At 43.4% G+C, this 12,643-nt stretch carries 12 protein-coding genes, 1 tRNA gene and 1 pseudogene; 5 read left to right on the top strand and 9 right to left on the bottom strand.

What is annotated here, in order from left to right; genetic code table 11:
* Window positions 1-11 precede the first annotated feature (11 nt).
* Genes der through asnB form a run of 4 tightly spaced genes read left to right on the top strand, consistent with a single transcriptional unit; the run spans window position 12 to window position 4,597 of the window.
* The gene (gene der / locus K6G33_RS10150) at window positions 12-1,340 is read left to right on the top strand and encodes a ribosome biogenesis GTPase Der (protein WP_296779033.1); all 1,329 of its coding nucleotides are present in this window, start codon (window positions 12-14) and stop codon (window positions 1,338-1,340) included.
* Window positions 1,340-2,020 carry a glycerol-3-phosphate 1-O-acyltransferase PlsY gene (gene plsY / locus K6G33_RS10145; protein WP_296779030.1) on the top strand — a complete coding sequence of 227 codons (681 nt, stop codon included), beginning with the start codon at window positions 1,340-1,342 and terminating at the stop codon, window positions 2,018-2,020. Before der ends, plsY begins: the two co-directional genes overlap by 1 nt.
* A gap of 21 nt (window positions 2,021-2,041) precedes the next feature.
* Window positions 2,042-3,031, top strand: coding sequence for an NAD(P)H-dependent glycerol-3-phosphate dehydrogenase (locus K6G33_RS10140; RefSeq protein ID WP_296779028.1), 990 nt, complete (start codon window positions 2,042-2,044; stop codon window positions 3,029-3,031).
* A gap of 27 nt (window positions 3,032-3,058) precedes the next feature.
* On the top strand, window positions 3,059-4,597 hold the full coding sequence (asnB, locus tag K6G33_RS10135) for an asparagine synthase (glutamine-hydrolyzing) (protein ID WP_296779025.1): 1,539 nt from the start codon (window positions 3,059-3,061) through the stop codon (window positions 4,595-4,597).
* Window positions 4,598-4,714: 117 nt separating this feature from the next.
* Here asnB and K6G33_RS10130 read toward each other — a convergent pair whose 3' ends face one another.
* The 9 genes and pseudogenes from K6G33_RS10130 to K6G33_RS10085 form a co-directional block, all read right to left on the bottom strand.
* The gene (locus K6G33_RS10130; protein WP_296779023.1) at window positions 4,715-5,908 is read right to left on the bottom strand and encodes a homoserine dehydrogenase; all 1,194 of its coding nucleotides are present in this window, start codon (window positions 5,906-5,908) and stop codon (window positions 4,715-4,717) included.
* A gap of 20 nt (window positions 5,909-5,928) precedes the next feature.
* Complete coding sequence (locus K6G33_RS10125) at window positions 5,929-6,372, bottom strand: ACT domain-containing protein (RefSeq protein WP_173450057.1); 444 nt, start codon at window positions 6,370-6,372, stop codon at window positions 5,929-5,931.
* Window positions 6,373-6,557: 185 nt separating this feature from the next.
* Entirely contained in the window at window positions 6,558-7,832 is a 1,275-nt protein-coding gene (locus tag K6G33_RS10120) for a replication-associated recombination protein A (RefSeq protein ID WP_296779020.1), read from the bottom strand.
* A gap of 348 nt (window positions 7,833-8,180) precedes the next feature.
* Window positions 8,181-8,522, bottom strand: a pseudogene (locus K6G33_RS10110) (VOC family protein); the annotation flags it as partial.
* 43 nt (window positions 8,523-8,565) lie between these two features.
* Window positions 8,566-9,126, bottom strand: a complete 561-nt coding sequence (locus K6G33_RS10105) for an HD family hydrolase (RefSeq protein WP_296779151.1) — start codon at window positions 9,124-9,126, stop codon at window positions 8,566-8,568.
* Between the two features lie 91 nt (window positions 9,127-9,217).
* Entirely contained in the window at window positions 9,218-10,474 is a 1,257-nt protein-coding gene (gene glyA / locus K6G33_RS10100) for a serine hydroxymethyltransferase (RefSeq protein WP_296779017.1), read from the bottom strand.
* Between the two features lie 136 nt (window positions 10,475-10,610).
* Window positions 10,611-11,594 (bottom strand): dockerin type I domain-containing protein, encoded by a 984-nt coding sequence (locus K6G33_RS10095; protein ID WP_296779015.1) that lies wholly within the window; start codon window positions 11,592-11,594, stop codon window positions 10,611-10,613.
* 9 nt (window positions 11,595-11,603) lie between these two features.
* On the bottom strand, window positions 11,604-11,882 hold the full coding sequence (locus K6G33_RS10090; RefSeq protein ID WP_296779013.1) for a hypothetical protein: 279 nt from the start codon (window positions 11,880-11,882) through the stop codon (window positions 11,604-11,606).
* Window positions 11,883-11,902: 20 nt separating this feature from the next.
* On the bottom strand, window positions 11,903-12,157 hold the full coding sequence (locus tag K6G33_RS10085) for a hypothetical protein (protein WP_296779012.1): 255 nt from the start codon (window positions 12,155-12,157) through the stop codon (window positions 11,903-11,905).
* 169 nt (window positions 12,158-12,326) lie between these two features.
* Between K6G33_RS10085 and K6G33_RS10080 the strand changes: the two genes are divergently transcribed.
* Window positions 12,327-12,402 (top strand) — tRNA-Pro (locus K6G33_RS10080).
* Window positions 12,403-12,643 lie beyond the last annotated feature (241 nt).

Here is a 12,643-nt window from a genome sequence, read left to right as displayed (position 1 = left end):
AGAACGGAACAATGTCATTACCGATAGTTGCAGTTGTCGGACGTCCTAATGTAGGTAAGTCCACACTTTTTAACAAGCTCATCGGACAGCGTCTTTCTATCGTTGAGGATACTCCGGGTGTTACCCGTGACCGTATCTACTCAAAGTGTGAATGGCGCGGCAGGGAATTCATGGTCGTTGATACGGGCGGTATCGAACCTGACAGCAACGATGTTATTCTTGCACAGATGAGAAGACAGTCAGAGCTTGCTATCGAAAAGGCTGACGTTATTGTATTCGTTACTGATATTCGCTGCGGTGTCACCGCTGATGACTATTCAGTAGCGCAGATGCTCCTGAAAAGCGGAAAGCCTATCGTTCTCGCAGTAAACAAAGTAGATAACCTCGGAGAGCCTCCTATGGAGCTTTACGAGTTTTATAATCTCGGTCTGGGAGACCCTTACCCCATATCCTCTGTACACGGTCACGGTACAGGCGATATGCTCGATAAGGTCTTTGAGAGCCTCCCTGACGGTGATGAGCCTGAGTATGACGAGGATCATATCAAGGTAGCCGTTATCGGTAAGCCTAATGCGGGAAAATCTTCACTTATCAATAAAATAGCAGGTGAGGAGCGCGTTATCGTTTCCGATATCGCAGGAACTACCCGTGATTCAACGGATACTGTCATTGAAAATGAATACGGCAAGTTCGTGTTCATTGATACCGCAGGTATCAGAAAAAAATCAAAGGTGACCGAAAAAGTAGAGCATTACAGCGTTCTGAGAGCTTATATGGCTGTTGACCGCGCTGATGTCTGTGTTATCATGCTTGATGCGGCAGAGGGCTTCACCGAACAGGATTCAAAGGTCGCAGGCTATGCGCACGAGCAGGGAAAAGCCTGCGTTGTTGCTGTAAATAAATGGGATCTTATCGAAAAAGATGATAAGACCATGCAGGAGTACAGAACTAAGCTCGAGAACGATTTCAGCTTTATGTCATATGTTCCTTTTGTGTTCATATCGGCAAAAACAGGTCAGCGCATCAATAAGCTCTATGAGCTTATAAAGTATGTCTATGAGCAGAACAGCATGAGAATATCCACGGGTATGCTCAATGACGTTCTTGCGTATGCTACGACCCGTGTACAGCCGCCTTCAGATAAGGGCAGAAGACTGAAGATATACTACATGACTCAGCCTTCGACAAAACCTCCTACTTTCGTGACTTTTGTAAACAGAGCAGATCTGTTCCATTTTTCTTACAGAAGATATATTGAAAATCAAATACGCTCAACATTCGGACTTGAAGGAACTCCTGTTCGATTTATTGTACGTGAAAGAGGAGGAAACGACAAATAATGAATATTTTTCTTTCATTCATAGTTGCTGCTGTTCTCGGATATTTGCTTGGCAGTATCAATTCCTCGATCATCGCCGTAAGAATGATGACAGGAAAAGATATCCGTGATATGGGCAGTAAAAATGCAGGCCTTACCAATACTTTAAGATGTGCAGGTAAGCAGTGTGCGCTTTTTACGCTCATAGGCGACCTTTCCAAAGGTATCATAGCTGTATTGCTCTCACGAGGCTTTTGCCACCTTGTAGGTGCAGGACTTACACCTGACAATGATACGCATTATATCGGGTATATAGCAGGATTCTTTGCAATACTCGGTCATGTTTTTCCGCTTTATTACGGATTCAAGGGGGGCAAGGGCGTACTTGTTGGCGCTGCATCTTTGATTGCAATAGACTATAAGGTATTACTGGCTTCGCTGGCAGTGTTTGCAGTAGTGCTTGCTATTTCAAAATATGTATCGCTTTCATCATTGATATCAGCAGTGTACTGTCCCTTCGCAAATCTTTTAATGTCATGGATAGTTGATGATTATTCATTAGGAAGAAGTTTCCTGTATATGCTGCTGTCACTGCCGATGATGTCCATGATAATATGGATGCATCGCTCAAATATGCAAAGACTCAAAGACGGGAATGAGAATAAATTTACATTTAAACCCATAAAAATGGATAAGGAATGATTTTCATAAGGAGATGATCGTATGGCAAAGATCGTTATACTTGGTTCAGGCGGATTTGGTCTTAGTCTTGCAATAGTTGCGGAGCATTGCGGCCATAATGTTACTGTATGGTCAAAATTTCAGTCAGAGATAGATGATATACGTTCTCATGGTGAGCACGTTCAGAAGCTTCCTGGAGTACCTATTTCAGAGAGCATTGCAATGACAAGTGACATATCCTGCATAAAAGGCTGTGATATACTTCTGTTCGGTATCCCTTCATCTTTTGTAAGATCTGTTGCAAGGGAAGCTGCTCCGTATATTGACGATCATATGGTCGTTGTAAATACAGGCAAGGGACTTGAAGAAGGAAGTCTCAAAACTCTCAGTGAGGTAATAAGCGAGGAGATAAAGACTGACAAGCTGGTAGTGCTTTCAGGTCCTTCTCATGCCGAGGAAGTTGCAAGATGCGTACCTACCACTATCGTAGCAGCTTCTTCAAATCATGGTGCAGCTGAGCTTGTTCAGCGCGAATTTGGCAACAGTTACCTCAGAATATATCTCAATGACGACGTAAAGGGCTGTGAGATAGGCGGCGCACTCAAAAATATCATAGCACTTTGCGTAGGAATATGCGACGGTCTCGGCTATGGCGATAACACAAAGGCTGCGCTTATGACGCGCGGAATACATGAAATAGCAAGACTCGGAAAGGCTTGCGGTGCAGATACTGCTACATTCAGCGGTCTGACAGGTATCGGTGATCTTATAGTGACCTGTACAAGTATGCACAGCCGCAACAGACGCGCAGGTATCCTTATAGGTCAGGGAGTTTCTCCTGAAGAAGCTGTTAAGCGTGTTGGTACAGTTGAAGGCTATTTCTGCTGCAAGGCAGCATATCAGCTTGCAAAGAGCGTTGGAGTTGAGCTTCCTATAACGGAACAGCTTAATAAGATCCTTTTCAACGGCGGAGATGTAAGAGCTGCACTTGGTGCGCTCATGAACCGACCACAGAATTACGAAGAAATATAAGCAACACACTATAAGAGGTGAATTAAATTGATAAATATCTGTGATTACAGAGGTCATATACGCAACTGGCACGGACTTTGCGATGAGCTTGGTATAGATAATACCCTTTCCCGTGAGGAGCGCGAAAAAGCTATAATAATCAAGGCTTATGAAAAATGGGGCAGGGAAATGGCAGACCATTTTTACGGAATGTTTGCATTTGCCCTTTATGATACAGAGGAAGACAAGTATTTCTGCCTGAGAGACCATTTCGGAACAAAACCGTTCTATTATTACATAACCGCTGACAATAAGCTGCTCTGCGGCACGAATATAAGCAAAATAATGTCTCAGGAAGGCTTTGTCAAGGAGCTCAATGTGGATATGCTCCAGATATATATGACGCTTACATATGTAGCAGGTGAGGATACTTTCTTTAAGGGCGTTAAGAAGCTCATGCCCGGACACTGGCTTGAATTCAAGGACGGTAAGCTCACTGTAGAGCGCTACTGGACACCTACATTCAAGCCCGACGATAGTAAATCACTGGACGACTGGGCTGACGAGATACATACAACTCTGAAAAATATCTTCCCTGAGGTCAAGGACGCTGACGAAACAGCTGAATCCTTCCTTTCGGGCGGAGTTGATTCCTCCTATGTTCTTGCAATGAGCGACGCTAAGAGAGCTGACTCATGCGGATATGACGAGGAACGCTTTGATGAATCAAGAGTTGCTGCCAAAACAGCAGAGCTTCTCAATGTTGAGCACAGCGTTGCAAATATACAGCCTAAGGACTTCTTTGACATAGTTCCTTTTGTAATGTACAATATGGAGCAGCCTCTCGGTGATGCTTCTGCTATAGTATTCACACTTGGCTGCAAGGCTACTGCCGAGCACACAAAGCTCTGTTATTCGGGCGAAGGCGCTGACGAGTTCTTCGGCGGATACAATATGTACCGCAATGCAGAGCGCTACGGCGACAACCTCAAGACTTTCTATGTCGGCAACACAAACATAATGAAGGAAGAGGAAAAGCAGAAGATACTCAAGCACTATGATCCGAATGTGCTCCCTATTGATCTTGTGAAGTACATTTACGACGAGACTGAGGGACTTGACCCCCTCACAAAAATGTCAGATGTTGATATACAGATATGGCTTGAAGGCGATATCTACCTCAATGTTGACAAGATGAGTACAGCCTGCGGTCTGGAGATACGTATGCCGCTCACTGACAGAAGAATATTCGATATCGCATCACGTATGCCTTCAAAGTACAAGGTAAACGAGGAGCAGAACAAGGTCGCATTCAGAACAGCTGCTGCAAAGGTGCTTCCTGAGGAGATAGCCTTCAGAAAGAAGCTGGGCTTTATCGTTCCTGTAAGGATATGGCTTGCCGATGAGCGTTACAACGAAGATGTACGTATTAAGTTCAAGAGCGATATGGCTGCACAGTTCTTTGACCTTGACGAGATAAACGCGATATACGACGAGTATGTTGGCGGAAATTCCGATAACTGGCGCAAAGTCTGGACCATATATACATTCCTCGTATGGTATGAGGAATATTTCGTAAAGAGATAATAAAAACTCCCCGATCAGTTGATTAACCGATTCGGGGAGTTCCTTTTTACATATGGAATCAGACGGAGAGCAAAATAATAGCACCTCTGACAAGCAAAGGTGCTATATAAATATGTCTTAATCAAGAACAGGGAGATATGCAAGAGCTCCGAGTTTCTTTGCCTTAGCCTCAGCCTGAGCAAATGTGAGCTTCTCTGTTGTGATGTATGAAAGACCATTGTCATTGTTGTAGACTTCAACGCCGCCGATAGCAGAATCGTTTGGTACGCGGAAATACCACTTTGAGTTGTAGTTCTCGATCTTTTCAATGAAGGAATCATCGGAAGCAGACTCCCATGACTGAGAGAATACAGTTACCTTATGCTTTACAGCTTCGATAACATCTCCGAGAACAGCACTTGCAGTCGGGAGCTTACCGGCACCTCTGCCGTAGAACATTGCCTGATCTATGCCGTCACCGTACACAAGAACAGCGTTAAACACGTCATTTACACCTGACATGATGCTGTCGTATGATACCAGTGTAGGCATAACGGAAGGAAGGATCTTACCGTTTTCGAGTTTTGTAACGGAAGCAACAAGCTTTATAGCGTAGCCGAGTACATCTGAAGCCTCAACATCGCAGAGCTGTATATCTGTGATACCCTTTGTGAAGACGCTCTTTGGATAAACGTGCTTGCCGAAAACCAGAGAAGATATGATACATATCTTACGGCAGGCATCGTGACCCTCGATATCAGCAGTTGGGTCTTTCTCGGCGTAACCGAGTTCCTGAGCGAGCTTTAATGCCTCGGCAAAAGGCATATTATCATTGTACATCTTTGTGAGAATGAAGTTTGTTGTACCGTTGAGGATACCTGCGACCTTTGAGATATCGTTAGCTGCAAGGCACTTATGTAGAGGTCTGATTATCGGGATAGCACCGCCGACGCTTGCTTCAAAGAAGAAGTTGCAGTTGTGTTCCTTAGCTGTCTGAAGAAGGATATCACCTTTTTCAGCAACGAGCTCCTTGTTGGAAGTAGAAACGCTCTTGCCCTTTTCAAGACAAGACTTTACAAATGTGAAAGCAGGTTCAACGCCGCCCATGCACTCTGCAACAGAAGACACCTCATCATCGTTCAGAATATCATTAAAGTCCTTGGTGAACTTGTCGGCATATGGAGAATCAGGGAATTCTCTTAGATCGAGGATATACTTGATATCCATTTCAGTTCCTGCACGTTTTTCGATGCTTTTTTTATTTTTATAAAAAAGCTCGACAACGCCAGAACCAACAACACCGTGACCTAAAACTGCAAATTTGACTGACATAAAAGAAACCTCCGTATAACTCACTCGGCAGAAAGAATTTTTACTTCTAAAACTCCGTCGAGTTCAGTAATTGAATTTAAAGCAGCGATCTCCGCATTGGAATCGCCGGTAAGTCTGAGTGAAATATTAACAGCTGCTGCACCATCTACGGGGATACTCTGGTTAACAGTGAGAATATTAGCATTCAGGTCATGAAGAAAAACAAGCGCACTTGATAGAACTCCCGGACTGTCACTGAGGAGCAGATAGATATTGACGATCTTTCTGTTGAACAGCTCCTCATATGAAAAAACGCTGTCCTTGTATTTGTAGTATGCACTTCTTGAAATGCCGATGCGCTTACAGGCAGAAGCAAAACTTTTTTCCCCTTTTTGAGCCATAAGCTTTTTTACCTCAAGTACTTTTGTGAAGACTTCGGGCAGAATTTTTGAATCGGCAACAATAAGCTGTGATTTAGTATCCATAGAAATCACCTTTTATTATAATGTTTACTGTGTAATAGTCCGTCACTGGAGAACAATTGTACATTACATAATTACTATACCATTTTTTTGCTATTTTGTCAAGCCCCAATAATTACTTTTATGACTTGAAAAAATAGGTATTTTGCTTAATAAAATATCCGCAGCCGATAAACTGCGGATAGAGCTTACTTATTGTTTTCATTCAATAGCTTTTGCCTGTACTGTAATGCAGCCTGTTCCTGTTTGTTATCTCCGAACTGATAATATATGCGATCGGCAAGGGCATCGGGGAGATACTGCTGCTTTACGTAATGATTCGGGTAGTCGTGGGGATAGAGGTAATGCTGACCGACGACTTTAGCGCCTTTTCCGTCATAGTGAACGTTCTGCAAGTGGCGCGGGAAATCGAGAGCATCACAGCTCTTCAGGTCTTCCAGAGCGGCGTTTATAGCCTTGTAAGCGCTGTTGGACTTTGGCGCTGTAGCCAGAAGTATTGTCGCTTCGGCTATCGGCAGTCTTGCTTCAGGCAGTCCCAGCTGCAAAGCTGAATCTACACAAGCTTTAACGATCGGAACAGCCATAGGGTAGGCGAGTCCCACATCTTCGGAAGCTATGCACAGCATACGCCTGCAAAGGGGCAATATATCACCTGCTTCGATAAGTCGGGCAGCGTAGTGCAGAGCGGCATTCTCGTCAGAGCCGCGAACGGATTTATGGAAAGCCGAGAGTATATCATAGTGCTGGTCGCCGTCGCGGTCGTAGCGCATATTGCTGCGCTGAGCGAGGACTTCCAGAGAGGCGGTGGTAATGGTAATTTTGCCCTCTGACGGCTCGCCGCATACTACAGATAGCTCGGCAGTATTGATAGCTTTGCGGACATCTCCGCCGCAGCTGTACGCGATGCGTGTTATTATATCGTCGGAGGCTTCGATTTCATAGCCGTTCTCCTCGGACATTATACGAAAAGCTCTTTTTATGGCAGGAACGAGCTGCTCAGCGGTAACAGGCTTGAACTCGAACACAGTGCTTCGGCTTATGACAGCATTGAAAATGGCAAAATAGGGATTTTCCGTAGTTGATGCAATAAGTGTTATATCACCGTTTTCGATGTATTCGAGGAGGCTCTGCTGCTGCTTTTTGTTGAGGTACTGTATCTCGTCAAGGTAGAGGAGTATGCCGTTTTCGCTGCCGAAAGTTCCTATATCGGCAACAACGTCCTTGATATCGGAGAGTGAAGCGTTAGTGCCGTTGAGCTTATACAGCGACATACCGCAGTTCTCGGCAATTATACGTGCGACAGTGGTCTTGCCCACGCCTGACGGACCGTAGAATATCATATTCGGGACAGTTCCGCTTTCGATTATGCGGCGAAGTGGTTTGCCCTCTGCGAGGATATGCTCCTGACCAACAACATCGGCAAGAGTTTTCGGGCGTATTTTATCGGCTAAAGGTGCAGACATAGTGACCTCCTACATAATTATCTCAGATTTGAAGTATTTTTCCTGAAACTCAACTTGTTTCATTATCTCATCTTTGGAAAACGTAACATTTTCGGGGCATACTACCCATTTTTCCTCCACATCATCGGAGCGTCTGATAACAGCGATGATACGACCTGTAAAAGTATCGACAGCTTCATGGACTCCGAGTATATATGCGTCCTGTTCTTCGCTGTCCTGAGCTATCAGACCTTCGATATATCCATAATTAACTTTATATATCATGTCCGCATGATTCGGGTGAGCGCTTCCAAGCGGACGGTCAACAGTTACAGTAACAGTTCTGCCGATTATCTCATTCAGCTTATACGGAGCAGTTATCTCTATGTGATTTCCTTCGCTGTCAATGAATTCAGCCACAAAGTTATCTTTTATCCGCGTAACAGGGAAGCACAGCTCTTTTCCTTTGAGTTTTTTCTGCATTGAGCTAAGGCTGTCAACGCTGATGCTTGGCAGGCAATTGCTTCCGAATGTGTGCGGTTCGTTCTTCTTTTCATAGGCAAATAAGCCCAATCGAAAACCATTCACGTCGAAAACGCTGTAGGTATCGCTTTTTTCGGTTACTTTCTGCTCAAAAAGCTCCTCATAGAAATTTATTGCTCTGTCCATGTCTTTGACACAAAGATAGAGCGAATTGATTTGAAATTCCATTTTAACACCTTGAATTAATAATATAAATCAGAATTTATATCATTTATTCCATATTGATTTTTTCGATTGTATCTTCAAGAATCGCTTTTCTTAGTTCAGTCAGCCATTCTGAAAAAGCGACATCATCGAATGCATAAGTCTTATTCAACTCAAATTCATTTTCCGACCATGTATTTAGTGGAGACTCATTATGCTGCATCAGTGCTTCAAGTTTATCAAGTGCTTTATATATCTTAGCTTCTGCTGTTTTTTGAGCTTCTATTTCACTAAATAATGCAGTAAGGTCATTGGATACTTCGGTCGGCATTGAATTTACCCATTTTTGCAAAAGCGAATCTTCTGTTTCTCTCTCTGCATCAGTTTTAATGAAAGTAGGAATATCGCCGGTAAAGCATTCTCCGAGGTCGTGAATAAGGCACATATTTACAACTTTATTTATATCAACATCAGGAAACTCATTGCGCAACAACAACGCCATAAGAGATATTCTCCAGCTATGCTCTGCAACACTCTCTGTCCTTCCATGTGAAGTCGTACAATGGCGCGGAGTGTCCTTTAGTCTTTCTGCTATATGTATTATATCAAGATATTCGCGAGCATTCATTGACATTTTCACCTCTTTAAATTCCGATTTATATTACCAAAACATAAAAATATCGGGACGGACAGCCTGTCCGTCCCTTAATAGCTATTGATTACTTATAAAGTGGGAACTTCTCGCAGATAGCGTTTACGCCTGCACGGATCTCGTCAGCCTTGTTCTCGAAATCAGTAGCGCAGAGGTAGATGTACTCAGCGATCTTTTCCATTTCCTCGATACCAAGACCTCTTGTTGTAACAGCAGGAGTACCGATTCTGATACCGCTTGTTACGAAAGGCTTCTCTGGGTCATTGTGGATAGCGTTCTTGTTAACTGTGATATAAACCTCGTCAAGTCTGCGCTCAAGCTCCTTACCTGTGATGTTGAAAGGACGGAGATCAACGAGCATGAGGTGGTTATCAGTACCGCCTGAAACGAGGTTGAAGCCTCTCTTGAGGAGACCGTCAGCGAGTGCCTTAGCGTTAGCAACGATTCTCTGCTGATAATCCTTGAACTCAGGCTTGAGAGCCTCACCGAAGCATACAGCCTTAGCAGCGATAGTGTGCATCAGAGGACCACCCTGTGTACCCGGAAAGATAGCGGAGTTGATCTTCTTAGCGAGGAACTCGTTGTTTGTGAGGATAAGACCGCCTCTTGGTCCGCGGAGAGTCTTATGTGTAGTAGTTGTTGTGATATCAGCATATGGAACAGGTGACTGGTGGCAGCCTGCTGCAACAAGACCTGCGATATGAGCCATATCTACCATAAGGAGTGCGCCGACAGCTCTTGCGATCTCAGAAAGACGCTTGAAGTCAATAGCACGAGGATAAGCAGATGCACCTGCAACGATAAGACGAGGCTTTGTCTTGTTTGCAAGCTTATAAAGCTCGTCATAGTTGATAGTCTCTGTCTCGTCATCAAGACCGTATGAAACGAAATTGAAGTATTTACCTGAAAGGTTAACAGGTGAACCGTGTGTGAGGTGACCACCGTCTGCAAGGCTCATACCGAGAACTGTATCACCCGGCTGGAGAAGAGCAAAGTAAACAGCTGTATTAGCCTGAGCACCTGAGTGTGGCTGAACGTTAGCGTACTTAGCGCCGAAGAGCTTGCAAGCTCTCTCGATAGCGATAGACTCTACCTCGTCAACGCACTGGCAGCCGCCGTAGTAACGCTTTCCGGGATAACCTTCAGCATATTTGTTGGTGAGAACGCTGCCCATAGCAGCCATAACAGCAGGAGAAACTATGTTTTCGCTTGCGATAAGCTCGAGATTTCTCTGCTGACGAGCAAGCTCCTTGCCCATAGCTTCGCCTACAGCAGGATCGTAGCTGCTAACGAAACCGATTGAATCCATAAGATCGTTGTACATTATAAGCACTCCTTTATAATTAGTGAATTTGCGCAAATGCATTACTTTTTAATTATACATTATTTTATATTAAATTTCAATAGGTAAAGCGAAAAAAAATGAATATTAGCAAAAAACCCCGCAAAGCGGGAAAATTTCACTTTTTTGGTGCAGAAGCAACATAGTCGATGATATTATCCCAATCTATCGCGGATGCTGAAACAGAAGATTCTGCATAATATTTGAGGATATATGAAGCATCTCTTGCGTCGATCTGACCGTCAAGGTCAACGTCAGCGAGTTTTGCGAACTTATCGCTGATAGTGTAGGTAGAGGAAGCCGCGAGCGAAGCATAGGCTGTAAGGACAGCTGAAGCATCGGAAGAGTCTACATGACCGTCCCCGTTGACATCTCCGAGGTTATTATAGCAGCTTATTTTGAACTTGAACAGAGCTTTTTTATCGCCGATAGGGTAGACGGTTATGTCAGCTGTATCGCTCTTTGCGAAAGCCTCTGAGAGCTTTGAAGGTGAAGCAGCACAGCTTGATGTGATATCCATTGTGGTTTCATTTATGATATAGTTTCCGTTTTGATCTTTTTCCGGAGTCTGTACCGTCATTTTTATTGATACATCAAGTCCTTCGAGCATAACATTTCCCTTTGTTGAGAAATATCTTGTTTTGGTCGGCATCTTATTAACTGATATGGTAGCGGTTTTAGAGAGTGCGCGGATAGTATAGTCATTATCTGCAAAGTCGGGGTGGATATCCCACGACGAGAAATCCTGCTCCGTATTGACATCGATGTGCTTATGCAGAGATTTAAGGTCAACAGCTGTATAATTGATAGGGTCGCCCTCTTCAATGTCGAAAGCCGCCATAACTTTTCCGTCAAAATCAAGGAAGGTTACGTGATAGTTCCTAAGACCTGTCGTGGTTGTAGTTGTTGATGTTGAAGTAGTAGTTGTAGTAGATGAACTTGTACTTGTAACAGATGAAGCAGTTGTTGTTTCTCCTGCTGTGATTTTTGGGGCTGTAGGGAGCGAATTTACATCGACTGATTCAGCCTGGGCAGCAAAGATCGACGTTCCTGAGATAAGCATAAGAGAAGAAAAAGCTAAGATAAATTTCTTTATTATCATATATTCCACCTAACCGTTTCTGATACAGAATAATCTGCAATATTTTGATAGTTTTTCACAAGCTTTTGTATATTGTTCGAGCTTGAGCTTCATTGTCATAAAATTAGCGTATAAAAATCTCTGTGAGTTTTCGTCAAAGGCGTAGATCGCGTAAAGTATGACCTCATCATCGGCAAGATCTTTAGCAGCTTCCTGAGCAGCTGCATGGTATTCATCGAATCTATCCTCGATATAATCAAGAGGGTAAAAGCCGTGATACACGAAGTCGATATAAAGATCTATATCCATATGGATCAGCTCCCGCACGTTTATTTTTTGTCAGTAGGCGATTTGTCGTTAGATATGTCTCTATTTTTTACACGAATTTTAAATGTTACAATTCCTGCTACAGCAGCTGAAAGAATAAAAACAGCAATCATTACAGCTATTACAGTGCCTTTTGATAGACCTGAGCTTTTAGAATTATCAGCGGCAAAAGCATACAAACCGTTTCCGCACAGATCGTAAGTTATCGTACAAGTCATAAACAAGGCAGACATTAAGACAAAAACGCTTTTTTTCATTTTATCAGCACCTTTCAAGTAGTATTATAGCATATAATAATAAAAATAGCAATATTTGCACAGAAATATTATAATATAAGAATTATTTGAAAAAAATCTGAAAAATCCCTTGACAAAATCAAATTTGGGTGGTATAATATACATCGTTGATTGCGGAATATATACACGTCTGGGTGTGGCGCAGTTGGTAGCGCGCTACCTTGGGGTGGTAGAGGCCGTGGGTTCAAGTCCCGTCACTCAGACCAGATGCGATCATCATACCCCAATAACCGATACTCATTGAGTATCGGTTATTTTTTTATTACAGATAGGGGAATAACAAAAAACGGAGGACAAACGTCCTCCGTTTCAGCCTGTCGAAAAAGTCCAGCGAAAGCTGGTCTTTTTCGCATTTATGTGGTATAATATAGGAGAAGGGAGCTGAGTAGAATGCTGAGCGAAAACAGAGCGGAACGAAATCAAATGGAAATGTTTTGTATCGACAGT

The sequence above is a fragment of the Ruminococcus sp. genome, assembly GCF_024691275.1.
Classification (GTDB): Bacteria; Bacillota; Clostridia; order Oscillospirales; family Ruminococcaceae; genus Ruminococcus.
The sequence above is the reverse complement of the archived record's forward strand: the minus strand, read 5'-3'. Positions and strand labels throughout refer to the sequence as shown.